Origin of the sequence: Affinundibacterium fentianense (assembly GCF_018139545.1) — a bacterium.
GTDB lineage: Bacteria > Pseudomonadota > Gammaproteobacteria > Burkholderiales > Burkholderiaceae_D > Undibacterium > Undibacterium fentianense.
The window spans coordinates 163,872-188,150 of sequence record NZ_JAGSPJ010000008.1 but is presented as its reverse complement, the minus strand read 5'-3'; the positions used below and the strand labels follow the sequence as shown (position 1 = coordinate 188,150).

At 44.6% G+C, this 24,279-nt stretch carries 22 protein-coding genes; 19 read left to right on the top strand and 3 right to left on the bottom strand.

Annotation, left to right across the window (positions count from 1 at the left end):
- Window positions 1-45 precede the first annotated feature (45 nt).
- The 9 genes from gshA to KDM90_RS17415 all read left to right on the top strand — a co-directional run bounded on the left by gshA (window position 46) and on the right by KDM90_RS17415 (window position 8,719).
- Window positions 46-1,344, top strand: coding sequence for a glutamate--cysteine ligase (gshA, locus tag KDM90_RS17455; RefSeq protein WP_212676898.1), 1,299 nt, complete (start codon window positions 46-48; stop codon window positions 1,342-1,344).
- A gap of 7 nt (window positions 1,345-1,351) precedes the next feature.
- A complete protein-coding gene (gene gshB / locus KDM90_RS17450; protein WP_212676897.1) occupies window positions 1,352-2,305 on the top strand; it encodes a glutathione synthase in 954 nt (317 codons plus the stop codon).
- A gap of 54 nt (window positions 2,306-2,359) precedes the next feature.
- Window positions 2,360-2,767, top strand: coding sequence for a PTS sugar transporter subunit IIA (locus KDM90_RS17445; RefSeq protein WP_212676896.1), 408 nt, complete (start codon window positions 2,360-2,362; stop codon window positions 2,765-2,767).
- A gap of 47 nt (window positions 2,768-2,814) precedes the next feature.
- Window positions 2,815-3,084, top strand: coding sequence for an HPr family phosphocarrier protein (locus KDM90_RS17440; RefSeq protein ID WP_212676895.1), 270 nt, complete (start codon window positions 2,815-2,817; stop codon window positions 3,082-3,084).
- 95 nt (window positions 3,085-3,179) lie between these two features.
- Entirely contained in the window at window positions 3,180-4,943 is a 1,764-nt protein-coding gene (ptsP, locus tag KDM90_RS17435; RefSeq protein ID WP_212676894.1) for a phosphoenolpyruvate--protein phosphotransferase, read from the top strand.
- Window positions 4,944-5,230: 287 nt separating this feature from the next.
- Window positions 5,231-6,970, top strand: coding sequence for a methyl-accepting chemotaxis protein (locus KDM90_RS17430; protein ID WP_230409871.1), 1,740 nt, complete (start codon window positions 5,231-5,233; stop codon window positions 6,968-6,970).
- 76 nt (window positions 6,971-7,046) lie between these two features.
- Window positions 7,047-7,388 carry an energy transducer TonB gene (locus KDM90_RS17425; RefSeq protein ID WP_212676893.1) on the top strand — a complete coding sequence of 114 codons (342 nt, stop codon included), beginning with the start codon at window positions 7,047-7,049 and terminating at the stop codon, window positions 7,386-7,388.
- 46 nt (window positions 7,389-7,434) lie between these two features.
- Complete coding sequence (locus tag KDM90_RS17420; protein ID WP_212676892.1) at window positions 7,435-7,779, top strand: energy transducer TonB; 345 nt, start codon at window positions 7,435-7,437, stop codon at window positions 7,777-7,779.
- 109 nt (window positions 7,780-7,888) lie between these two features.
- Entirely contained in the window at window positions 7,889-8,719 is an 831-nt protein-coding gene (locus KDM90_RS17415) for a branched-chain amino acid aminotransferase (RefSeq protein ID WP_212676891.1), read from the top strand.
- Window positions 8,720-8,770: 51 nt separating this feature from the next.
- On the opposite strand, the gene KDM90_RS17410 is transcribed toward KDM90_RS17415, so the two are convergent.
- Window positions 8,771-9,298: a hypothetical protein gene (locus KDM90_RS17410; RefSeq protein WP_212676890.1), complete on the bottom strand. Its 528-nt coding sequence runs from the start codon at window positions 9,296-9,298 to the stop codon at window positions 8,771-8,773.
- Window positions 9,299-9,522: 224 nt separating this feature from the next.
- Window positions 9,523-11,178: an MFS transporter gene (locus tag KDM90_RS17405; RefSeq protein WP_230409870.1), complete on the bottom strand. Its 1,656-nt coding sequence runs from the start codon at window positions 11,176-11,178 to the stop codon at window positions 9,523-9,525.
- A 305-nt stretch (window positions 11,179-11,483) separates the two neighbouring features.
- Here KDM90_RS17405 and glpD point away from each other — a divergent pair, with 305 nt between their 5' ends.
- The 5 genes from glpD (at window position 11,484) to KDM90_RS17380 (ending at window position 16,062) form a co-directional block, all read left to right on the top strand.
- Entirely contained in the window at window positions 11,484-13,034 is a 1,551-nt protein-coding gene (gene glpD, locus KDM90_RS17400) for a glycerol-3-phosphate dehydrogenase (protein ID WP_212676889.1), read from the top strand.
- 179 nt (window positions 13,035-13,213) lie between these two features.
- Window positions 13,214-13,996: a DUF1700 domain-containing protein gene (locus KDM90_RS17395; protein ID WP_212676888.1), complete on the top strand. Its 783-nt coding sequence runs from the start codon at window positions 13,214-13,216 to the stop codon at window positions 13,994-13,996.
- Window positions 13,997-14,024: 28 nt separating this feature from the next.
- Window positions 14,025-14,237, top strand: coding sequence for a hypothetical protein (locus KDM90_RS17390; RefSeq protein ID WP_212676887.1), 213 nt, complete (start codon window positions 14,025-14,027; stop codon window positions 14,235-14,237).
- Between the two features lie 370 nt (window positions 14,238-14,607).
- Window positions 14,608-15,630 carry a substrate-binding domain-containing protein gene (locus KDM90_RS17385; RefSeq protein WP_212676886.1) on the top strand — a complete coding sequence of 341 codons (1,023 nt, stop codon included), beginning with the start codon at window positions 14,608-14,610 and terminating at the stop codon, window positions 15,628-15,630.
- Between the two features lie 66 nt (window positions 15,631-15,696).
- Window positions 15,697-16,062 (top strand): hypothetical protein, encoded by a 366-nt coding sequence (locus KDM90_RS17380; protein WP_212676885.1) that lies wholly within the window; start codon window positions 15,697-15,699, stop codon window positions 16,060-16,062.
- A 56-nt stretch (window positions 16,063-16,118) separates the two neighbouring features.
- Here the strand turns inward: KDM90_RS17380 and KDM90_RS17375 are convergent, their stop codons facing one another.
- On the bottom strand, window positions 16,119-17,027 hold the full coding sequence (locus tag KDM90_RS17375; RefSeq protein ID WP_212676884.1) for a 1-aminocyclopropane-1-carboxylate deaminase/D-cysteine desulfhydrase: 909 nt from the start codon (window positions 17,025-17,027) through the stop codon (window positions 16,119-16,121).
- A gap of 128 nt (window positions 17,028-17,155) precedes the next feature.
- Here KDM90_RS17375 and KDM90_RS17370 point away from each other — a divergent pair, with 128 nt between their 5' ends.
- From KDM90_RS17370 to KDM90_RS17350, 5 genes are all read left to right on the top strand, one after another.
- Window positions 17,156-17,815, top strand: a complete 660-nt coding sequence (locus KDM90_RS17370) for a GGDEF domain-containing protein (RefSeq protein WP_212676883.1) — start codon at window positions 17,156-17,158, stop codon at window positions 17,813-17,815.
- 167 nt (window positions 17,816-17,982) lie between these two features.
- Window positions 17,983-19,974 (top strand): CocE/NonD family hydrolase, encoded by a 1,992-nt coding sequence (locus tag KDM90_RS17365; protein WP_212676882.1) that lies wholly within the window; start codon window positions 17,983-17,985, stop codon window positions 19,972-19,974.
- Window positions 19,975-20,130: 156 nt separating this feature from the next.
- Window positions 20,131-21,834 carry an HD-GYP domain-containing protein gene (locus KDM90_RS18390; RefSeq protein ID WP_212676881.1) on the top strand — a complete coding sequence of 568 codons (1,704 nt, stop codon included), beginning with the start codon at window positions 20,131-20,133 and terminating at the stop codon, window positions 21,832-21,834.
- 70 nt (window positions 21,835-21,904) lie between these two features.
- A complete protein-coding gene (locus KDM90_RS17355; RefSeq protein WP_212676880.1) occupies window positions 21,905-23,224 on the top strand; it encodes a bifunctional diguanylate cyclase/phosphodiesterase in 1,320 nt (439 codons plus the stop codon).
- Window positions 23,225-23,275: 51 nt separating this feature from the next.
- Window positions 23,276-24,184, top strand: a complete 909-nt coding sequence (locus tag KDM90_RS17350) for a methylglyoxal synthase (protein WP_230409869.1) — start codon at window positions 23,276-23,278, stop codon at window positions 24,182-24,184.
- The last annotated feature ends 95 nt before the right edge of the window (window positions 24,185-24,279 follow it).

Here is a 24,279-nt window from a genome sequence, read left to right as displayed (position 1 = left end):
AGCTCAGCCTGTTATCGCATTCATTTGTATTCAAAAAAGGAAGTCATGGTTCCGCATCTCGCAACAGCCTTGAATGGCCCGTTATTAGATTTCGAAAAAAAGATCTTGGAAGCTACGCCTTCGATAGAGAGGTGGTTTAGGCTTGAGTGGCAAGAACATACGCCGCCGTTTTATTGCTCGGTAGATCTGCGCAATGCAGGATTCAAATTAGCCCCAGTGGATACGAATTTATTTCCGGGTGGTTTTAATCATCTTGGATCTGAGATGTTACCGTTGGCAGTGCAAGCCTCAATGGCTGCGATTGAAAAATACTGTCCTGATGCACGAAATCTATTGTTAATTCCTGAGGATCGTCCGTGTAATGTTTCTTATTGGCAGAACATTGCTCGTCAAATGCAAATCTATCGGCAGACTGGATTGAATGTTCGATTGGGAAATCTTGATGAGACAGCATTCGAAACTAAAATTATCACCTTGGCAGATGGCATCGAACTATCCATCGAACCACTACAACGATCAGCCAATGGCAGACGTCTAGGCTTGAAAAATTTCGACCCGTGTACGATTTTGCTAAACAATGATTTATCAACTCGGATACCAGGAATTTTAGAAAATATTCATGAACAGACTTTGTTGCCACCTTTGCACGCAGGCTGGGCAATGCGACGTAAAACCAATCACTTTGCCAGTTATGACGAAGTGGTGAAGAAATTTGCGAAAATGGTGGAGATTGACCCTTGGTTGATTAACCCGTTTTTCGCAAAGTGTGGCGATGTCGATTTTGAAGCTGGATTGGGATTGGAAGGCCTTATGGCGACAGTCGATACAATACTGGCGAAAATTAAAAAGAAATATAAAGAGTATGGAATCAAGGAAAAGCCTTTTGTGATCGTTAAGGCCGACGCTGGTACATGTGGAATGGGGATTATGACGATCCGTGATTCACGTGAAGTACGCGATCTGAACTCAAAGCAACGGAATAGAATGACGGTGGTTAAAGATGGACGTGAAGTTCACGACTATATCGTTCAAGAAGGAATTTATACCTTTGAGCAAATTGACGAAAGTGTCGCCGAACCAGTTGTTTATATGATCGACAGGTATGTCGTTGGTGGATTTTATCGTGTTCACCAAGATCGCGGCATCGATGAGAATTTAAATGCACCAGGAATGGAATTTGTCCCACTCGCGTTTGCTCAACAACATGCTGTGCCAGACATGCGCGCAAAGCCAGGAACCGCTGCACCTAATCGGTTTTATATGTATGGCGTGGTTGCGCGTTTAGCACTATTAGCCGCGTCACTGGAGTTGGAAAAAACCGATCCCAATCCTGAAATTTATTGAGTAAAAAATGAAAATTGCTTTCCTTACAGATCCACTTTCACAATTCAAAATCTATAAAGATTCTACCTATGCGATGATGTCTGAAGCGGTGAGCCGAGGGCACAAGATATTCGCATTCGGTCCATCAGATTTAGCGTTGAAGTCTGGGCGAGTTAGCGCCACCGTTCGCGAAGTACATTTGACAAATGATGGAGCAACTTGGTACCAGCTTGGGGAGGTGGAAGATTTAGAGCTACAAGTCTTTGATGCGGTGCTGCAACGAAAAGATCCACCGTTTGATATGGAGTACATCTATTCTACCTATTTGCTCGATTTGGCTGAACATCAAGGTGCACTGGTGTTTAATAAGCCCTCAGCGATTCGGGATCACAATGAGAAACTCAGTATCGCGCAATTTCCTCAGTTTACGACACCTACATTGGTGACCCGCAGCGAACAAAAAATTCGAGCATTTTTTGATACTCATCGCGATGTTATCTTGAAGCCCTTAGATGGTATGGGAGGTACAGGTATATTTCGGATTCGAGAAGATGGAATGAATCTTGGATCGGTGATCGAGACACTGACGGAAAATCAACAGCGTACGATCATGGTACAAAAATATATTCCTGAAATCGTTGATGGTGACAAAAGGATTCTTCTCATAGGCGGGAAAGTCGTACCATTTGCATTAGCGAGAATTCCTCAGGGGGGAGAAGTGCGCGGTAATTTAGCCGCTGGCGGCATTGGAGTTGCGCAGAAGTTAAACGAGCGCGATCTTGAAATTGCACAAACGCTGGCACCAATACTATCCGAACGAGGCTTGTTACTGGTAGGATTAGATGTAATCGGAAATTATTTGACCGAAGTTAATGTGACAAGTCCAACTTGTTTTCAAGAAATCACGCAGCAAACGGGTATCAATGTTGCGGCAATGTTCGTTGACGCACTGGAGCATCAGGTCGGCTCGAAGGACACATAATCAATATTTCTTGATTTAGATTACTTAATCCTCGACTCAATCAGGAAAAGCGGAATGGTTGGTTTACTTTTGTTAACGCATGCGCCTTTAGGGGATGCCTTTATTCAGGCAGCCACGCACGTGTTTCGTAGTCGTCCAGAACGATTAGAAGCGATCGATGTCATCGCTGATCAAAATGTAGATGAAGTACGGCGCTTGGCACAAGATGCGATCAATCGTCTCGACGATGGATCTGGCGTCTTAATCATGACGGACATTCTAGGTGGCACCCCTTCCAACTGTTGTCCGCAACGAAGCGACGAGATTCAAACGGCCGTGATTGCTGGGATTAGTCTACCGATGCTCTTGCGCGCAATCACTTATCGACAAGATCAATTGGATGTGGTCGTTGAAATGGCGTTGGCCGGGGGGCAAAATGGCGCGACTCGGGTTGAAAATCGGATTCGTATCGGTCAAAATTAATCTGATACACGTGTGCACGGGAAACTAATCTGTAAAGCGAAAAGAATATGATTCAAGAAGAAGTTGAGATCATCAATAAATTAGGTTTGCATGCGAGGGCTTCAGCAAAACTGACACAACTTGGCGGAAAATTTAAGTGCGAAGTTTGGTTGACTCGAAATAATCGTCGTGTCAATGGAAAATCCATTATGGGTGTCATGATGCTAGCGGCAGGTAAGGGAACCAAAGTTTTGTTGGAAACCAATGGCGAAGATGAGCAAGCCTGTTTCGAAGCAATTTCTGCATTAATCAATGATCGTTTCGGTGAAGGCGAATAGGACGAAGTCGCTTCGAAGAAGGTTTTTTTTGGGGGGCTTCTTGATGCTTACCTTTGCATAAAACGTCATTATAAATTAATACATAGCGAGGCCCTGTGGCATCCTTTACACTTCAAGGTATTCCTGTTTCACGTGGGATCACGATCGGTCGTGCCCATTTGTTGCGTCCTGCAGCTATGGATGTCCGACATTACTTGATAGCCCAAGAGCAGGTTGAAGCGGAGGTTGAGCGATTGCAGGCCGCAATCGCTCAAGTGCAGTTAGATTTACAATCAATTTGGGCAGAACTCCCAACCGATGCGCCAACAGAGCTTGGTGCGTTCTTAGATGTTCACGCATTGATACTTTCGGATCCAATGGTGTCCGAAGCCCCACTCGATATTATTCGCACTCGGCATTACAACGCTGAGTGGGCATTGGTCACGCAAGTTGATGTGTTGTCTGCGCAGTTTGACGAGATCGAAGACGAATATTTGCGTGAACGAAAAGCCGACATTCAGCAGGTGGCGGAACGTGTATTGAAGATCTTAACGGGGAGCGCCGATCAACTTCCTCGTGCTTTAGGCGTCGACGAGCGTAACGCCAATATGATTGTCGTCGCGAAGGATATCTCCCCGGCGGACATGATGCAATTTCGTGATGTCGCGTTCACTGGCTTTGTTACTGACGAGGGGGGAACTAACTCGCATACGGCAATCGTTTCGCGCAGTTTAGGAATTCCTGCAGTTGTAGGTTTAGGCAATGCATCTCAACTAATCATGCAAGACGATTGGTTGATTATTGATAGCGATGCCGGCGTGGTGATTGTCGCACCCTCTGCACTGTTAATTACTCAGTATCGTGATCAGCAAGCAGTTTTGATCAAAGCTAAGAAGAAACTTGGGAAGTTAAGGAAAACACCTGCCATCACGCGAGATGGAGTTGAAATCACGTTGCTTGCCAATATCGAAATGCCGGAAGATGCGCATGCAGCGATAGAAGCGGGAGCGAGTGGTGTCGGTTTGTTTCGATCTGAGTTCTTGTTTATGGGACGTACGGGAGGTGAGCATCAATTACCTTCTGAAGAAGAACAGCTGATCGCTTATAAATTGGCTGTGCAGACAATGAAAGGTCGACCTGTCACGATACGGACCTTAGACGTTGGTGCAGATAAGCCTTTAGAGCACAATGAACATAACATTCTTAACCCTGCCTTAGGGTTACGTGCGATTCGTTACTGTCTAAAAGAACCGCAGATTTTTATGACACAATTGCGTGCCATTTTGCGCGCCTCAGCATTTGGAAATGTCCACATTCTCATTCCAATGATCGCGCATGCATTTGAAATAGATCAATCGTTGGCGATGATCGAAAAGGCAAAGTCTGAATTGCGTGCGGAAGGAATTGCGTTTGATGAAGATATCAAAATTGGTGCGATGATAGAAGTTCCAGCAGCAGCGCTTAGCTTACCAATGTTTGTGAAGAAATTAGACTTTCTTTCAATTGGGACGAATGATTTGATTCAGTACACGCTTGCTATCGATAGGGCTGATCATGAAGTTGCGCACCTTTACAATGATACCCACCCCGCAATTCTGCAACTCCTCGACATGACTGTGACTGCAGCGGAAAGGGCGAATATTCCAGTCGCAATTTGTGGTGGGATGGCTGGAGATGTTAAATTGACTAGGCTCTTGGTAGGAATGGGGTTCCGGGAACTATCGATGCCGGCGGCAATTTTGCCTGAAATTAAGCAAGAAATTCTAGGCACGAATGTTCGCGAGCTTGAAGGTAGCATCCGGAAAATATTGCGCACCTATGATCCCAAACATATTCAAGAAATTTTAGTGGAGATGCGGGAACAGGTCTTTGCTATTTAAGTAAGCCTTCCGCATATTGCTGCCAGGAAATTTAAATTTTCTGAATTATTTGCTCTCAATACATGAATTCCAGTGGTTTTTTGCCACTAGATGACTTGCCAACAGGCAAAAATGGAGTATATTCTAATCAAACAGTGGACTTACTATTCGTAAATGCGCTGCTCATTCTGGTAAATATTTTTTTCCTAATAATCCAATACTATAAGACTCAAATGTTCTGTGGCGGTGTAGAAAAACCACGGGGGATATTGAGATATTTTTGAACTTCCTTACTTGGCTGAATAGACATGAACTTAACTACAATGAAGGTGGGTAAGCGCCTTGGGCTTGGGTTTGCTCTCGTACTGATTTTACTCATTGCGGTAACTAGCCTTGGTATTTCCAGGATGGCTTTGATTCAAGATCGACTTGAAGACATTGTGAATGTTAGCAATGTAAAAAGTCGGTTAATTATTGACATGCGCGCTATTGTCTATGATCGCCAAGTTTCGATGCGAAATTTGACTTTGTTGACTGATATTGATGACATGTCCAAAGATCTGAAAAAGATCGATGAGCAGTCAAAATCCTACGGTGATAAAGAGTCGAAATTAGCGGAAATGTTGAAAAACAACTCAACTTCGACGACCGAAGAGCGTACTTTGCTCACCAAGTTGAAAGAAAAGGAGAAGGCTGCCGCTTCTCTGCCTAACATGGCGAGAGACCTTGGTTTGGCTAATAATCCTGAAGCCGCAACCATTGCTTTGATCAAGAAAATACGTCCTGTTCAAGATGAATGGTTGAAAGTTTTGGATGAGTTGGTGGTTTTGGAAGATAAACAAAATGCAGTCGTTGCGGAAGAGGCAAAGTCCGCATTTAGTAACGCACGTAATGTTTTACTTTTATTAGGCGGCTTGGCTTTGGTATTGGGAATCATTGCAGCAGTCATTATTACTAGAAGTTTACTAAAACAATTAGGTGGCGAGCCTGATTATGCAGCAGACATTGCTAGTCAAATCGCAGCAGGTGACTTGTCAGGAATCATTGATACCAATTCTGGGGACACTGAGAGCTTATTGGCCGAGATGAAAACTATGCGTGATAGTCTCGTGAACATTGTAGGGCAAGTCCGCGTTGGAACAGACACAATCGCGACCGCATCTCGCGAAATTGCTACAGGCAATTTGGATTTATCGTCAAGAACAGAGCAACAAGCGAGTTCATTGGAGAAAACCACGGCTTCCATGAAGGAATTAACAACCACAGTTAAACAAAATGCTGACAATGCCCGAGAGGCAAATAAATTAGCTGCCTCTGCTTCTGACGTTGCGCGTCAAGGCGGTGCAGTGGTTGCCGAAGTAGTTGACACGATGAGTTCGATCAATGAATCTGCGAAGAAGATCGTTGATATTATTAGCGTGATTGATGGAATTGCATTCCAAACAAATATTCTGGCTTTGAATGCAGCGGTTGAGGCTGCTCGTGCTGGTGAACAGGGGCGAGGATTTGCAGTCGTTGCATCAGAAGTCCGAAGCTTGGCCCAGCGTAGTGCTGCTGCTGCGAAAGAAATCAAAACATTGATTGGTGACTCAGTCGAGAAAGTGGAAGTCGGTAGTAAATTGGTTGGACAAGCGGGCGCAACTATTGATGAGGTTGTGTCAAGCGTTCGACATGTTACCGATATCATCGCGGAGATCAGTGCGGCTAGCCAAGAGCAGAGCTCTGGGATCGAAGCTGTTAATTTGGCAATTATCGAAATGGATGGCATGACCCAACAAAATGCGGCTCTTGTTGAGGAAGCTGCCGCCGCAGCACAAAGTTTGCAAGATCAAGCTGGTGAATTAGCGAAAGTGGTGAGCATCTTTAAATTAAACGCTGGTGAACAAAACTTATTTGCGAATCGTGCCAATGCTGCGCCAGTGAGAAAAGTTGAACCAGCGGCAGTTTCAAAGCCAAAGACTGCGATGAAGTCTCTGCCAGCAGCGAAACCCGCTCCTAAGAAAGCGTCACCTGCGAAGCATAATGACGATGACTGGGAAGAATTTTGAGCTGAGAACGGTTGAACAAACTTACCGTCGTACGGATTAATTCTAAGTTCACAAACATTTTACAAAAGGCAAGCAAATGCGATCACAAATTATTAAATTTAGTGCTGTCTTGGGATTTTTATTAAGTGTTGGTGCCAACGCAGCGGTTGTCTCACCCGTTATGGATACAAAGTCATGCGAGTTGCCAAAGTATCCCAAGGCATCTCTGATGAATGAAGAGACGGGCACGGTAACAATGGCATTTCTTATTGGAACTGATGGCAAGGTTATGGAGTCAAAGATTGATACATCGAGTGGCTCCAAGAGTTTAGATAAGGCGGCTATGGCAGCTTTCCAGCTTTGTAAGTTCAAACCTGGATCGAAAGATGGTAAAGTTGAACAAATGTGGGTGAAAGTCGATTACGTTTGGAAATTCTAATTGTCGACAATCAATCTTTAACCAATTTATTGAAATGAGTTTGTTTATGAATGCAAAATTGTCGATTGCCTTGATCGGGTTGATGACTGCAATTTCAGGCATAAGTTACGCAGCTGAAGTCGCGCCGGTAATGGATAGTAAATCCTGTGAGTCACCGAAGTATCCAAAAGCGGCTTTGATGAACGAAGAGACGGGTACAGTATCGATGGGTTTTTTGGTGTCTCCAGACGGAAAAGTAGTGGAATCGAAGGTCGAGAAATCTAGTGGTTCAAAAAGTTTAGATAAGGCCGCATTGTCTGCATTGAGCTTGTGCAAGTTTAAGCCTGGAACGAAAGATGGTAAGGCGGAACAGCTTTGGGCAAAAGTTGATTTCGTTTGGAAGTTGGAGTGAATTGTTTATGCCTTCAGAGAAACCCGCCAATCAATGGCGGGTTTTGTTTTATGTGCTGCCAAGTTAATTGGTGGATTGAAATGGGTACTTAGAAGAGTTGGAGTAAAGTATGTATTTAACTTTTATCGATGGAAACTGGTCGGAAGGAAATGTACCCGTAATGGGGGCGACGGATCACGGAGTTTGGCTAGGCTCCTCCATTTTTGACGGTGCGCGCTCAATTCGTGGGCATTTACCAGATTTACGTCTACACCTAGAGCGGGCTTTACGCTCAGCTGAGCTTCTTGGACTTACTTGTCCATATACGATCGATCAAATCGAACAATTGTGTCGTGATGGCGTTGCGAAGTTTCCTACGGATGCAGAACTCTATATCCGGCCTTTGATTTTTGGGAAGGATGGTTTATTAATTCCAACCACCTCAGGATTTGCCCTAACTTTATTTGATGCACCTTTGCCGGCCTTTCAAGGATTTTCTTCCTGTCTTTCAGCACAAATTCGACCCAAACCGTCAATGGCGCCAACAGATGCGAAAGCGTCCTGTTTGTATCCAAACACAACTCGTGCGTTGCGAGACGCGAAGCAGCGTGGATTTGACAATGCAGTTGTTTGCGATGCAGACGGTCACGTCGCTGAATTTGCGACTGCTAACTTGTTTTTTGTGTCAGAGTCTGGCCAAGTTGTGACTCCTATTGCGAACGGCAGTTTCTTGGCTGGAATTACTCGAGCGCGCGTGATCAATTTATTGGCGGAAAAAGGTATCCAAGTCGAGCAACGCAGCGTCAAACCTATTGAATTGAGTCTAGCGAAGGAAATTTTCAATACTGGAAATTACGGCAAAGTGATGCCATGTACAAGATATGAGCAACATGACTTACCAATCGGAGAGATTACCAAACTCGCTCGTGATTTGTATCTTGAGTTTATGTTGGAGCATTAAGTTTTCGGGGGTATTTCACCCCCCCTTTTTTTTACGTTTTCTGTCCAATTGTCATTCAAAATGGTCTTTGTATAGAATTTCATCTAAGCGAGCGCCAAGACTGCGTGCCATCTCGTGGCCTTTTGCTTTTTCAACTGCATCAAGATAGGCCTCTCTTAACTGAACAAAGTCTTCCAATGTCCCAGCGCGTTCTACTTTCAATTGCAAGCCAAAGCCCCTCAGGCCCAAAGTACTTTTTACAGTTTCATTGAAGAAGCTTCGCAATGCGAGTAGTCTGGCTTGTGGATTTACTTCAATTGCAGCTTGTGGGACTACAGGGTTTGTTGCGATTGTCGTTGATATTTTCGTCGCTTCGGCATCCGCTACCAGTACGCGCGGTGCGATAAAAGCATCTTTGAGCAGTTGTTCGATATGTTCTTTACCAAGGCCTAGTCCTTGAACACTTCTTAATATTTCCTCCTCGGTATGTTTACCATCAATGATCACTAGTAGTGGTCTAAGTTTTGCGCTGAGGTGGTAGCTTCGGGTGCTGATCTCTTCTTTACCCTTTGCTGTCTTATCGTAATAAATTTTACTCATAGAGACTCCGGTAATGCTGAATATTCTCCCCTAACTATTGAGCATGTTTATTTAAAAACTTATTTTTTTTAATAGAATAGACTATAAATGAATCGAATACATTCTGCCCAAAAATAATGTGACTTGTCGATATATTTTTTTTAGACCTGTCCACGCTATCACAGGGAACAAAAAAAACGCTCGTCATGTATCGACGAGCGTTTCTATTGAACTAGATTGTGATCTTAGTCGTTAGCATAAATATCGACGTCTTTGGTTTCTTTAACGAATAACATACCAATGACGAAAGTTGCTGCCGCCACAATGATTGGATACCACAGGCCGTTATACATATTGCCTGTTTGCGCAACAATCGCAACACCGGTAGCAGGTAACAAGCCGCCAAACCAACCGTTACCAATATGATATGGTAAAGACATTGAAGTGTAGCGGATACGCGTTGGGAACATTTCAACGAGCATAGCAGCGATAGGACCATAAACCATGGTGACATAGATTACAAGGATGGACAAAATCAAAACGATCATTGGCTTGTTCACGCCAGCAGGGTCAGCTTTGGCTGGATAGCCAGCTGCACGCAATGCGTCAACAACCGACTTTTTAAATGCTGTGTCTTTTGCTTTAGCATCGGCTGGTGCCATGCCTGTCGCAGAGTAAGACTCAATGACAGTTGCACCGATGGAAATCGTTGCAGGACCTTGCCCTTCGACCGTCTCATAGCTAGCTGAGTTGGCAGCCAAAACTTGTTTTGCTATGTCACAAGAGCTGGTGAATTTTTTCGTGCCAGTCGGATTGAATTGGAATGAACATTCTTTTGGATCTGCTGTGACCACAATTTTGTTTGCTGCTTGTGCTGCTGCTAACGCTGGATTGGCAGCCTCAGTCAGTGCTTTAAACAATGGGAAGTAAGTCAAAGCAGCAATTAAGCAGCCCGCCATAATGATCGGCTTACGGCCGATTTTGTCGGAAAGCGCACCAAAAATAACGAAGAATGGTGTTCCGATAATCAACGATGCGGCAATCATCAAGTTCGCGGTTGCGTTGTCGACTTTTAATGTATTGGTCAGGAAGAATAACGCATAGAATTGACCTGTGTACCAAACTACCGCTTGACCAGCAGTTAAACCAACTAAAGCTAAGATAACAATTTTTAGATTACCCCATTTGCCAAAGGATTCAGTCAATGGCGCTTTAGAAACTTTGCCTTCGGATTTCATTTTCGCGAACGCTGGGGATTCATTCATCGACATACGAATCCAGATTGAGATAATCAGCAAGATTGCTGAAACCCAGAATGGAATACGCCAGCCCCAATCAGCAAATTGTTCTTCGCCAACTGCTGTGCGAGCACCAAGGATGACTAACAAGGACAAAAATAGTCCCAAGGTCGCTGTTGTTTGAATCCATGATGTAAAGAAGCCACGTTTGTTTGCTGGCGAATGCTCGGCAACATAAGTCGCTGCACCACCATACTCACCACCGAGTGCTAAGCCTTGCAGCATACGCAAGCCAATTAACAATACCGGTGCGGCAATGCCTATGACTTCGTAGCCTGGTAAACAGCCCACAATAAATGTGGAGCCGCCCATAATAACAATCGTTACTAAGAAGGTATATTTTCGACCTATCATATCCCCAAGGCGACCAAAGACTAAGGCACCGAATGGACGAACGATGAAGCCCGCAGCGAATGCGAGCAACGAGAAAATCATTTGTGAGTTTGGATCGAGTGCGGTAAAGAATTTTTTACCGATGATCGCGGCGAGTGTGCCGTACAGATAGAAGTCATACCATTCAAAAACCGTTCCCAAAGATGATGCAAAGATAACTTTGCGCTCCTCTTTAGTCATACCTTCTGATGCAACATTTGGGTTACCCATATTGTGTCTCCTCTTGCGGTTGTAGTTATGTTACTAAATTTACTTGCTGCTATTCCTCATATATTTATCGCGTCACCTAATAAACTATCAACTTTGATCAAAATTGACAATCAATATTTTCCCTAATGTGCAAAATATCTTTACATAATTTGTGTGCGTTGTAATAGAACAAATCAAACTCGTTAGGCTGCATACAATCGTTTGCATTTAGAGTAGTGTTATTGAGAAATACTCCCACGAATGTCAGAGCGAAATATTACAGCCCCCCTAAATTTTGATCTGCGTCAATAGAATGCAAATAGTTTATGAATAATCCCGAGTCTATAGTCGAATGTGATCTGCTGGTTATTGGTGGTGGCATCAATGGCACTGGGGTTGCGCGAGATGCTGCAGGTAGGGGCTTATCGGTGATCTTGTGTGAGAAGGATGATTTTGCTTCACATACTTCTTCAGCCTCATCGAAACTAATACATGGTGGTTTGCGCTATTTGGAGTTTTACGAGTTTGGTTTAGTGCGTAAAGCATTGCTAGAGAGGGAAGCGCTGCTCAAAATTGCCCCGCACTTGATTACCCCGCTGAATTTTGTAATGCCTCACCGAAAAGGACTGCGTCCACGCTGGCTATTGCGGCTAGCCTTGCTGGTTTATGACCATCTTGCGCCTCGTGAATTGCTCCAAGCAGCGCGAAGTATTCATTTCTCGACAGATAAAAGTGGCCAAGGTTTGCAAAAATATCTCAAGCACGGATTTAGATACACGGATGCTTGGGTTGATGATGCTCGTTTAGTTGTTCTAAATGCAGTTGATGCAAAAGAGCGCGGGGCACGATTGTTTTCTCGTATTGAATGTACCGCCTTGAATCAAGTTGATGGGAGGTGGGAAGCAAAGCTTGAGTCAAGATGCAACTCAGAGACACAGGTAATCAAGGTCGTTGCTCGCGCGGTCGTTAATGCTGGTGGTGCTTGGGCTGGTCAAATTCAAAATTTAGCGGAGTCAGGTCTAACTACTAAATTGCGATTGGTAAAAGGTAGCCATCTTATTGTCAAAAAGCTTTATTCGGGCACGGACGCATATTTATTTCAACATCCTGACGGTCGGATTGTTTTTGCCCTTCCATTCCAAGATCAATTCACATTAATTGGAACAACCGATCTGGAGTATGAGGGAGACCTAAACCAAATAGCAATTACAGATGCTGAGATCAACTATCTATGTGAATTGAGCAACCAATATTTTGAGACCCAAATTTCGGCGCGGGATGTCGTCTCAAGCTATGCTGGGGTGCGACCTTTGGTTGATGATGGGAACGATGACGCGAAGGCAATTACTCGCGATTACCATCTTCATCTTGTCGATCATGGCGCGCCAATTGTCCATGTTTTTGGCGGAAAAATAACCACTTATCGTCGCTTAGCCGAGGATGTTTTTCATTTGCTGAGTGCTCACTTTCACAATTCCCGACCAGATTGGACCTCCAAAGAGCTTCTACCTGGGGGGGACTTATCTACCACTTTTCCGAGTCGAGACAATGTATTGCATCGCGACGCTTTTGTTGCTGACTGCGTCTTGCGCTACAACTTTGTAAATCGTGCGACTATTCAGCGCATGGCACAGGCTTACGGCAGTAGGATTCATGTGATTCTGGAGGGGTGTCTCGATGAAGAGGCCCTTGGCCCGGAGTTGGTACCAAATCTCTTCACACGGGAAATCGACTATTTGGTCAAAAACGAATTTGCGACAACCGCAGATGACATTTTATGGCGTCGAACAAAGCTAGGTCTATTTTGTTCTGAGGCAGACCATGCCCGTTTGAAAGACTATGTAAAATCCTATTTTGCGTCTACAAAATCCGCGTAGAAGTCTTGTCTGATTTCTTCACATAGAAAGAACTAGGAACGCATTCATCGCTAGATTTGACTCTTTATCCCCCCAAATTGACGGCGTGTCGCTGGATGGTGTTATTCGCTGACGTTCTTGTTTATATTCCCAATACGGACTTGCTAAAAGTTGAATAGATAAGGGAAAAGGTGGGGGACATGAATAAGACAGAATACATCAATACACTTCGTCAAGAGTTACAAGGCTTACCAAATGACTTGGTCAGTCAGACCATCAACGACTACGAGATGCAGTTTGCTTCTGGTTTGGATGCCGGAAAATCAGAGGCCGATGTGTGCAAGTTACTTCCTAATCCGCGCATCGTCGCGGCGCAAAAACGCGCAAGTGTACGTTTTCAGCATCTTCGGAGCGATTTTTCATTCGGAAATCTCTTGACCTTATTGGTCGCGGCGATGGGACTCGTCGTATTTAATTTCTTTATGCTCATACCAGGATTCATTTACGGTGCTTTTCTGTTTGTCGCTTATTTAGGCTCAATGGTGATGTATGGCGCGGGTATCGTAGTTTTGGCCGTCAGTATTTCTGGCGTTCAAGATATGGTGTTTCAGCTTCCCGGCTCACATCATTTTCACAAAGGGAGTGCGCACAACTATCAATTGCAGCAGCATGACCGAGTGGTCAATCTGGATATCACTGAGTTTGGTATTGAGGTAGATAAAGGAATACACCGTATGGTTGACGACAATGTGACGATTGCCGGTGCACAGAGTCATTTCGATAAGCGTGCAAAGACCATAAGCATAAAAAATAAAATGACCGCAAAGCATTCGATTTTAGGCTTGGTGCTGTTGTTGAGTGGCACGGCTTTGCTTTTATTGTGTTTATGGATGACAAAGTGGACAGTCCTTGGATTTGGACGCTATTTGAAATGGAATGTGAGTCTGTTGCGCTGGACTGTTCGAACACCGCAATTAAGATAAGTAGATCGCAAACGAATTGGAGTGCAATATGAAAAGTCTATTGAAATTTGGTAGTGTATTGTTGGTGTTTGGTTGTGTGTTCAGCATTATTCTTACTGCGGTGATTCGTGGACACGCTGTACCGCCAGATGCAACGCCGAAGATGCAAACAACCCCAAGCGATTCAGCCATGGTGGCATCATCGGCTGTCTCGAACCAAGCCAACCCGAAGCCGATCGCGGCAGAAAATAACGAAAAATAGAGTGGCGCTTTTTTCTGTCAACGAAAAATTGGGCAATACCGAGGTTTGCTATTTTGATACCGGTACTTTTCTCGTTGACGAAATTCGGTACGCAAAAATCTCATTTGCAGTCAAAAGCATACAGTTCTTAAGGAAGATGCTTGAGTTTTGAATCGCGTAATTGCACTCATAGTCTTTCTGCGATAATCTTTGTGCGTTTGTTAAATTCTATTCATTTTCGCTGTTTAGTGAGGCGTCATTGGGTGGAGTTTGGCACCTTTTTTCAACGCCCAATTGATCTGGATTTATGATTACTTTGCACAGTAAAAGATTACTCGTCATGTTGTTTGTGTCTTGTTTCATGAGTGGGGCACACGCGCAGCAAAATTCAATGCAGTTTATGAGCGCCGCCAACGCTAAAGTTGCAAAAGCTTCAGCACTTAAGTCTAAATGGGATGGCCCAACATCGGGACCTCAATTGGCGAAAGATAAGAAAATTATTTTTATCGCACACGATATGAGTGATGCGGGAACCTATGGGGTGTTCACTGGTATGAAAGAGGCTGCTGTCGGTACAGGGTGGCAAGTCTTGCCACTCGACTGCCGTGGCCAATGTAATCAAGGCGCAGGTGTCGTAAAGCAAGCCCTAGAAATGAAGCCGCAAGGGATCGTATTAGCAGGCGTTGACGCAGCTAGCCAAACAAAGGGTTTGGCGGCAGCTGCCGATGCAAAAGTTCCAGTGGTCGGTTGGCATGCTAGTTTTAAGGCGGGCGCCGTTCCGGGACTCTTTACTAACATTACAACGGATCCAAAAGAAGCCGCGCAAATCGCCGCCTTGTTTGGAGCGGCGGAGTCAAATAGCAAAGCCGGTATTGTTGTGTTTACAGACACTTCGACACCTTACATGGCAACCAAATCTGGAGCGATCGTGGAAGTCTTGCGTCAATGCGAAGCTTGCCGGATCTTGAGTGTAGAGGACTTGCCGCTCGCGGAAACGCGGAAGAAATTTCCTGCCCTGATTGAGGGCTTAGTAAAGCGTCATGGTGCTAAGTGGACTCACGTTATTGCGGTGAATGACATTTATTTTGATATGTTAGATAAGCCCGAAATTGAGTCTATGGTTTCGGGTAATAAATTACGTGGTATTTCCGCCGGTGATGGCTCATCAACTGCCTATAAGCGTATTCGCAAGAGTGATTTGCAAATTGGTTCTGTGCCTGAACCTTTGTTTTTACATGGTTGGCAATTAGTTGATGAGCTCAATCGAGCGATGTCCAAAGTCGCACCAAGCGGATACAATTCGCCCTTACACTTAGTGACGCTTCAAAATATCAATTACGACGGTGGACCGAAAGACGTGTTTGATCCATCAAACGATTTTCGAGCTAAATATTTGTCGTACTGGGGTAAATAAACCAAGTCAACATTGATAAAAAGGGCGAATCAGATTCGCCCTTTTTTTTATACTTTCAAAGGCTATATGAATAAATCTGAGGCGATTTACATTGCAAATGAGTCCTTAAGGGCTAATGTACTCAATGAGGGAAACACGCAATTCTCGCAGATAGTCAGATATGTCAATGACGAGGGGTGGTGGTTGAATATTCCGCTTGCCAATTTTCGTAAAGAGAACCATTTCCTATTGTGTAGCGAAAAAAATCGGATAATCCGCCATCTTATGTTAAAGCCCAATGGAATTTTGAGTCCAGCAACGAAATTTCGCGTTAAAGATGGTGTCGCAGATGTCTTTATTTCAGCTGCGAATCCAAAGAAGCTGGTCGATATTTTACAAGGGGGGAGTAAATACAGTTTTAATAAGCATCTAGTTGATGAGCATCGCTATTAAATCGTATTGGATACTCGAATTACTTAAAGAGTCGGCAGGGATGCCATCCAATTAAGCTATTTTTCGTTCCAATTTGGAATGCCGCGTGAGCCTTGTAGACCTCCTGAGTGGACGGCCACGATGTTTTGCCCTTTGGGCAATTGTCCCTTGATACAAAGTTGATGCACGGCATAAAAAAGTTTTCCGGTATACATTGGGTCAGTTGGAATCCCGGTTTGTTGTGTGAATTCGCGGCAGAAAGTTTTGAGTTCTTCGGTAATTTTGCCAAAACCACCATACGTGAATTCATGCAGAATTTGATAATTTAAGTAGGCAGGGTAACCAGCTTGCTCAAGCAATAAACGGACATCTTCTTCTAGATACTGCGCATTTTGGACTGCGCAGATGCCGATGATGACGCCGTGTCCCCGCATGCCCGCGATAAGTCCAGTCATGCTGGTTCCAGATCCGCAAGCCGTCAAAATAAGGTCAGGATGGAAAGGTAATTCTTCGATCAATTCTGCCATTCCTTGTATACCTTCAACACATCGACCACCCTCTGGTATCCAGAGCATGTTCTGATCATTTTCGACAAAATTTTGCCAATAGTTGTTATCAACGCGTAGTTGACGATAGTCCTCACGGGAGACGAAACGTAGTTCCATTCCTAGTTGAGCGCAGTCTGCTAGGGTGGGGTTGCGTGGCTCGCTCTCTGAATATAGCCCTCTGATTAAGCCAACAGAATTTAGCCCGCTCATTTTTGCAGCGTGCGCCAGCGCATGTAAGTGATTTGACCACGCTCCGCCCATGGATACGAGGGTCGCTTGTGTTGCGATGGCATCGCGGAGAATATATTTCAGTTTGCGAAATTTGTTTCCTGAAACGTTTGGATGCAATAAGTCATCTCGCTTTATCCATAGCTGCACCTCAGGAAACAGCGGTGAATTGATTGCTTGTAGTGGAGACGTCGATGATGGAAACGGCATGGGAACTTGCTGAACCTTCTTAAAGTAGGTATTGTAAGCCCAAATATCTCGAAAGACTTTTGCAAGTCGAGATGCAGCAATAAAACGAAATGATACTTGTGATGTCTCTTTTGTAGATCGACTTATCCATGTCAAAAAAAACTCGTCAAACTATCCCCTTTGCGCAACAGCAATTGCTTGAAGCTATCGCTCAAATAAAAGGAGGAAATAGCCGCGAAGATGTTTTGCCCAAACTAGAAGCCGTCATGGCACAACTACAAACCTTGGTGACGCACGATCATCTGACTGGAGCGCTAAATCGCAATACGTTAATTGAGCGCCTCGAGGCCGAATTACAGCGTTCGCGACGTACAGGGCATACGTTTACTGTAGCCATTATTAGTGTAGATGACTTACCCGAAATCATGGAGCAATTTGGGCAGGATGTGACGAAGCGAATATTGCAGGTGATTACTAGCGAAGCGACGCAATTGTTGCGAAGCTTGGATTCCTTTGGCCGAATTGGAGCAACTGAGTTCGCAATTGTTATGCCGACAACTTGGTTAGACCAAAGTCAAATTGCGATTCGGCGTTTAAAAAACCGCCTGCAAGACTTTGACTGGCAAGCGGTCGCGACATCGTTGCATGTGGGTTTTTGTACTGGCCTAACTGCCAATGCGCCGGGGGATCAAGCTGAAGTGGTTCTTGAGCGCGCAAGTGAAGCACTAAAACGGGCTCGCCAGCAAGGCGCGGGATCGGTCGTTCAAGTGGAGGCGGATATCCCTGGTTTCGACTTTAATGCTGAATAGACGAAGTGCGTAAATCCTACTTTATGTGGACTACGGTGTTTTCGATGTTGAGTTGGTCTACTTGATTCCAGTTGTGAACTATTCACGCTACTTAGTTGTCAGAATTAGGTATTTTTGTTTGAAAATCGCATTAGAAATCCTAATTCATTCATTGAAAGGCCAATTTTATGTATCTTCGTCAACCTAGTCGACTTAGGGTAGGGCTTGTTTGCGCAGCGCTGGGACTGAGTATTGCAAATGTCTATTTTGCATCTGCGGCATCCGCAAACAGTGCTAATACAATCGCGAGCCACGCAGCCAATGTGAGTCTTGATGACAAAGAAAGCGCAACTCAACGTGCTGAGTATATTCGTCGACATTATACAAAGTATGAGTATCGAATTCCGGTCAGAGACGGCAAATTATTGTTTACTTCAATTTACGTTCCGAATGACGCTAGCGCCAAGAAGACCTATCCGGTGTTACTCGTTCGTACGCCCTACACAGTCGCGCCATATGGAACGGATAAATATAAAACGAAGCTTGGCCCAACCGCGGAATATGAAAGAGAAGGTTTCATCTTCGCTTTCCAAGATGTTCGTGGGAAGAATATGTCAGAGGGAGAGTTTGTCAATATGCGCCCACATATTGATAAAAAATTGAGTAAACTTGATGTTGATGAAAGTAGTGATACTTTCGATAGTATCGAGTGGATGTTGAAAAATATCCCCAATAACAATGGTAAATTTGGACAGTGGGGTATTTCCTATCCAGGATTTTATACCTCTGCAGGTGCCATCGATTCGCATCCCTCGTTAAAAGCCGTGTCGCCTCAAGCACCGATCGCTGATTGGTTTCGCGGCGATGATATGCATAGGAACGGCGCATTCAATGTGCAATTGGCATTTAGTTTCTTCAGTGGATTTGGCAAACCTCGACCATCACCAACAGACGTGAATACAGATCGTGGGTTTGATTGGGGAGTACCTGACGCATATCAATTCTTTTTAGAAATGGGATCTTTGGCGAACGCAAATACGCGATACTTTAAGGGCGAAATTCCATTTTGGAATGAGCTCATGGCCCATCCTAATTACGATAGCTATTGGCAAGCAAAGAATCTTTTACCGCATTTGAAGAATATAAAAGCAGCGGTACTGACGGTGGGTGGGTGGTATGACACCGAGGATTTATATGGTCCGCTTCAGACCTATAAAGCAATTGAAAAAAATAATCCAGGAATTACCAATACCTTGGTTATAGGGCCTTGGGTGCACGGAGGCTGGACCAATACGAGCGGTGAAAAGATTGGTGATGCGAATTTTGGCTTCAAAACTTCATTGACCTATCAGCCTATCGAATTTGCTTTCTTTAAGCATCATTTAAAAGGCGGGGATAAGCCTTCCATTCCAGAGGCTTGGGTTTTTGAAACAGGAGCAAATCGTTGGCGTAACTTTGACAGTTGGCCGCCTGCGAATACGCATACTAAGTCATTGTATTTCCAAGAAAATGGAAAACTTGGGTTTGCCGCACCGAAGGATGCAAATTTGAGTTTTGATGAGTATGTCAGTGATCCAGCTAAGCCTGTACCGTACACGACGGAAATCGGAAATCGTTGGAGCAATCAATATGTAGCGATGGATCAGCGTTTTGCGAGCAGTAGACCGGATGTATTGACCTATCAGTCTGAGATTTTGGAACGTGATATTACGTTTGCCGGCCCACTCGAAGCATCATTGTTTGTTAGTACGACGGGAAGCGATGCGGACTTCGTGGTTAAATTGATTGATGTTAATCCAAATAAGATGGAAACAGCAGTCGGTGAAGTCAATCGTGGGGCGCAACAGACATTGGTGCGTGGAGAACCTTTCCGTGCACGTTTTCGAGATAGTTTTGAAAAGCCGCAAGCAATGGAGCCCAATCAAATTCATCAAGTTAAATTTGCGATCAATGATGTGATGCACACTTTTCAACGAGGCCACAGAATTATGATTCAAGTGCAGTCGAGCTGGTTTCCTTTCATTGATCGCAATCCACAAAAATTTGTTGAGAATATCTACGATGCAAAGGACAGCGATTTCGTTAAGGCAAATCATCGTTTGTATCGTGGTGCTGACAAATTGAGTCGATTAAATGTTCAAATTTTGCCAGCATTAGATGAAAAGTCCGAGTCGAAATAAAGTCACGGATTGTGTAGGAAAAAACCCGCAAAATGCGGGTTTTTTTTTCGTCCATTCACCGCTGTTGTCGAGAAAGTCGTTATGATAAGCTGTATATCTAAAACTATAGCAACCGCAGACGCGGAAGTTGCATTCTATTTCAAAAAGTGAACCGCTGTGGCTTATAAAACGCATCAATTATGTGAAGCACTACGTATTCGAATTGATGATTTGCGTTTAGGAATGTTCATCATTGAATTAGATAGGCCGTGGGTACAGACACCGTTCATGCTGCAAGGCTTTTTGCTCAATGAGGCGCTGGATTTGACGACTTTGCAAGGCTTAGTAAAAGAATTGGTGATTGATCCTCGACGAAGCAACGAGCATGCATTGGTCCATTTACCAGTCGATCTTTTATATGAGTCGCCGCCAGTTTCGCATGGTGCCACGAATTCCCGAAAATCATTGGATCGTGCTCCAAAAGATGCAGAACAACAATCGAATCTTGAACGTGTGGTTGGGTGGTTGCATAAAAAATTCATCAAAACTGATTATGCGGCAGCGCGTCGCTTACGACATCACCCCAAAAAAACAGTTCACCAGCATAGAAGTAAGGTGATTGCTCACGCGCATAGTGAATTAGGTCGTTTTGAGCAAGAATCATTCGAGCAAACGATTGACACGCCAGTACAGGTCATCAGTAAGACGCAAATTGGTGTCACTAGGCGGTTCGCTGCAATGATGCAAGGTATGGAGCCTCGCGATGCGAGCCTTGCTGATTTAAGTTGGTGGGCTCGTTGGCTTAAGTGGAGTGAAGATGGGCGACACGCGCATCACTCACTTTGGAGCCGGCGCAAGCAGAATAAACTTCGTTCGCGTCGACCAGAGTACATCCCTGAAGAGCTCCACTTAGTTCACTACCACGATCAGCGAAGTATGCGTGATGAATTGGTTCGGGCGCGTGAAGTAGTCGAAAGAGCCGGTGCGCTGATCGATAAGTTGCATCAAGATTTAAGAAACATGCAATCGTTAGAGTTGAAGGAAGTATTACCGACGGTTCAGCTATTGACCGATAGTGTGATTTCTAATCCATCTGCGATGATGTGGCTGTTAAGAATGCGTTCAGAAAACATGATGGTGGTGTCGCATGCATTGAAAGTATCGGTGTATATGCTGACACTTGGACGCCATATTGGATTTTCTAAAGAGCAATTGGTTGAGTTGGGTTTTATCGGCCTTTTGTTAGATATTGGAAAACTTGAGATGCCAGAGGGTTTGCTCGCCAAACCTAGTCGACTATCCCCCGCCGAAGCGTCTATTATTCAGAAACATGTGGATGCTAGTATCAACTTGCTCGAAGCACAAGAACCGCTTAGCCCTAATGTCAAACTTGGAATTAATCAGCATCACGAACGAATGGATGGCAGTGGTTATCCACGTGGCTTAGCGGGTGCGGAGATTAGTATTTTTGGACGAATGGCGGCAATTGCGGATAGTTTTGCTGCGATGACTTCCGCACGACCATATGGTGAGACACGTTCTTCTTTTGATGCAATGAAAGAGTTGTTTAGGATGGCCGAAGGGCAATTGCATGCACCATTAGTCGAAGAATTTGTGCAAGCGATTGGAATTTTTCCAGTGGGTAGTTTGATTCAACTAACGACGGGCGAGGTTGCGATTGTACTGGAGCATAACAAAGTCCGGCGTCTCGATCCGAAGGTTTTAATATTGACGAAAGCTGACAAAAATCTTTTAGAAAAACCCATGATGTTCGACTTGATGCGCCAGGATTTAGTCGAAGATGCCGAGCGTATTAGCATCCTTAGAGGATTGCCCGATGGTGCATATGGCTTGATATGTCATGATTTTTATCGTGCGTAAAATCACGTGACGCGTGAATTTGTTGCGAAGTGCAACACTGCTTGAGTTAAAAACGAAGGAAACGCAATTGATGGCAATTACAGGAAATACCCAGACAGCAATTGCTCCCCAATCGCAATTACTGCAGAGCTTGGAAGAGTTCATGGCGATGCTTGAAGCTGAGATTCAAATCGCTGATGAGCATCATCTTGTTGCGGTATTGATCATGTCCTTACAGCGAAGTGACCGACTGCAGGCATTACTGTCTTCACAGTATTCAGGCATAGTTCGTGCACATTTTTACGATAGTCTGAAGGCGAGCTTACGGGCAAAAGATCGATTCGTTTTCGCGAGTGAAAATGAATGTTGGTTTATTCTGCCGCAGTTGAGCTCCGAGGCGCTCGCTGTACTAGCATGTCATCGATTGCTTTCAGCGTTAAGTACGCCATTGAAGATTGAATCCCACACTGTATTTTTTCAGCCGGAAATAGGCATTGCCTGTGCTACTTTGCATGCGCAGAATGCGCAAGACCTCATGCGTATTGCTGATCAAGCCCACAAGAATGCGCAACTAAACAACACCCGTTTTGAACTTGCGTCGATACGCCGAGACCAGAGAACAAGTCCAGACGACCTGCCTCGTGCGATTCAACAAGTATTGGATGAGAACGCATTAGAAATGCGATATCAGCCCAAAGTCGATTTGCGTTCCAAGTCAATCAAGTCGGTCGAGGCCTTGGTGCGTTGGCCCACGAATCATGCGCAGTCCGTTGCAACAAATCTGCTGATCGACACGGCTGAGCAATATGGCCTGATCGAACAATTGACTATGCAAGTCGTGAACAAGGTCTTACAACAGGCGGCAGAATGGCAGTCCTTGGGTTTGCAAGTTGTTGTTTGGATTAACCTGTCAGCGCGTTTGCTCGCTTTCGAACAGTTGCCAAAAGTATTGGAGCGCTCGCTGAAAGTATGGAATTTGCCTGCTAGTGCGGTTGGCTTAGAGGTCACTGAGAGTGCCTTTATTCATGACATCGAACATACGACAGCCTTACTTTTTGAATTAAAGAACTTAGGCTTTCGCTTGTCGATTGATGATTTTGGGACAGGTTATTCCTCACTTGCCTATTTGCGACGTTTTCCGATTGATGAATTGAAAATTGACCGCGTATTTGTACAAGGAATGATCAGCTCACAGCAAGACAAGCAAATCGTGCAAAGCATTATTGGTTTAGCGCATAATTTTGGCTTGTCTGTGGTTGCGGAAGGTGTCGAGCAAGAAAATACCTTGAACGCTCTGCGGCTGATGGGCTGTGACGAAATTCAAGGATACTATTTTGCGCAGCCTATGCTGGGAGATGCGCTCCCGAGCTGGTGCGAAGCGTTCAATCGAGAAAGTGCGGAACGTTTTTAACGACGCACTACAGCAACTTCTTTCAACATCTTATTTCCAACCAATATTTCTATGAACATGTCTTCAAATCCTGCTCAAAAACAGCGGCTGCGTATTGGTTTGATTGCGAATCGTGCCCATCAGGATGCACCTGATTCAGCCCTTGTGCAATTATTTCAACGAGCTGCGCAGTCGATAGACGCATTGGATATTGAATGGGTCGTTGTTGGCCGCACTCTAGATGCCATCTACGCCCATCAACTTGATCATATTTGCGCTCCACATGTTCGCTTTCCTTATGGTCGCGATGGTGGCTTGATGAAATTGGTCGCACATGTTGTTAACTCGGAAGAACATAATTCGGTCGATGCGGTTATTTACTTGATCGATCCGGTTGATCACTCTTCGATTTTCCCTGAAGCATTGGCACTAAAGCGCCAATGTGTCATACACCGTAAGCCATTTCTGGCCACTTTGGCGGCAGCCTGCGAGTGGCTCGAATTAGAGGCGGTTTCTCGTGGAAACCTAATTCAACCCTTGGAAAGTGAAGCCTATGATCTGGGAAAGGAAAGCATTGCTTTAATCGCGCATGATGCACTGAAACATAATATGTTGCAGATTGCAGAAAAACACTTTGGGTTGCTTGATCAGTTTGCACATCGCTATGCGACTGGAACGACAGGGTCATTGTTAAATCAGCTGGCGCAGAAGATAAAAGGTGAGGAGGCTGGTCGGAACTGGGTCAAACCTTTTCTGTCAGGTCCGATGGGGGGGGATGCGCAAATTGCGGAACTGGTTTTGGAAAAGAAAATTCGACGCATCGTGTTTCTTGAAGATCCGCATGTCGCTCGGCAACATGAGGCAGATATCCAACTATTGGAACGTGCTGCTAGGACAATTACTGATTTCGCTTTGGTGGTAAGCGACGGCGAAGGAAGTGATCGTTGGTTGGGCTTGTTGGCGCAGCGCATTGCGCTATAAGTGAGAATAGTTGAATTCTATGGTCGTTTCTATATGAATTCGTTACAATGTGACTCACAAAATGGGTAGGTTTAAACAGGATTTTTTGAAAGAAA

Coding starts and splice junctions, on each gene's coding strand:
- KDM90_RS17425 (WP_212676893.1), top strand. CDS start 7,047: ATGCGATCACAAATTATTAAATTTAGTGCTGTCTTGGGATTTTTATTA.
- KDM90_RS17370 (WP_212676883.1), top strand. CDS start 17,156: ATGTCAAAAAAAACTCGTCAAACTATCCCCTTTGCGCAACAGCAATTG.
- KDM90_RS17415 (WP_212676891.1), top strand. CDS start 7,889: ATGTATTTAACTTTTATCGATGGAAACTGGTCGGAAGGAAATGTACCC.
- KDM90_RS17430 (WP_230409871.1), top strand. CDS start 5,231: ATGAACTTAACTACAATGAAGGTGGGTAAGCGCCTTGGGCTTGGGTTT.
- KDM90_RS17385 (WP_212676886.1), top strand. CDS start 14,608: ATGCAGTTTATGAGCGCCGCCAACGCTAAAGTTGCAAAAGCTTCAGCA.
- KDM90_RS17365 (WP_212676882.1), top strand. CDS start 17,983: ATGTATCTTCGTCAACCTAGTCGACTTAGGGTAGGGCTTGTTTGCGCA.
- KDM90_RS17395 (WP_212676888.1), top strand. CDS start 13,214: ATGAATAAGACAGAATACATCAATACACTTCGTCAAGAGTTACAAGGC.
- KDM90_RS17440 (WP_212676895.1), top strand. CDS start 2,815: ATGATTCAAGAAGAAGTTGAGATCATCAATAAATTAGGTTTGCATGCG.
- KDM90_RS17355 (WP_212676880.1), top strand. CDS start 21,905: ATGGCAATTACAGGAAATACCCAGACAGCAATTGCTCCCCAATCGCAA.
- KDM90_RS17350 (WP_230409869.1), top strand. CDS start 23,276: ATGAACATGTCTTCAAATCCTGCTCAAAAACAGCGGCTGCGTATTGGT.
- KDM90_RS17445 (WP_212676896.1), top strand. CDS start 2,360: ATGGTTGGTTTACTTTTGTTAACGCATGCGCCTTTAGGGGATGCCTTT.
- KDM90_RS17390 (WP_212676887.1), top strand. CDS start 14,025: ATGAAAAGTCTATTGAAATTTGGTAGTGTATTGTTGGTGTTTGGTTGT.
- KDM90_RS17380 (WP_212676885.1), top strand. CDS start 15,697: ATGAATAAATCTGAGGCGATTTACATTGCAAATGAGTCCTTAAGGGCT.
- KDM90_RS17410 (WP_212676890.1), bottom strand. CDS start 9,298: ATGAGTAAAATTTATTACGATAAGACAGCAAAGGGTAAAGAAGAGATC.
- gshA (WP_212676898.1), top strand. CDS start 46: ATGGTTCCGCATCTCGCAACAGCCTTGAATGGCCCGTTATTAGATTTC.
- KDM90_RS17420 (WP_212676892.1), top strand. CDS start 7,435: ATGAATGCAAAATTGTCGATTGCCTTGATCGGGTTGATGACTGCAATT.
- glpD (WP_212676889.1), top strand. CDS start 11,484: ATGAATAATCCCGAGTCTATAGTCGAATGTGATCTGCTGGTTATTGGT.
- KDM90_RS17375 (WP_212676884.1), bottom strand. CDS start 17,027: ATGCCGTTTCCATCATCGACGTCTCCACTACAAGCAATCAATTCACCG.
- KDM90_RS17405 (WP_230409870.1), bottom strand. CDS start 11,178: ATGGGTAACCCAAATGTTGCATCAGAAGGTATGACTAAAGAGGAGCGC.
- gshB (WP_212676897.1), top strand. CDS start 1,352: ATGAAAATTGCTTTCCTTACAGATCCACTTTCACAATTCAAAATCTAT.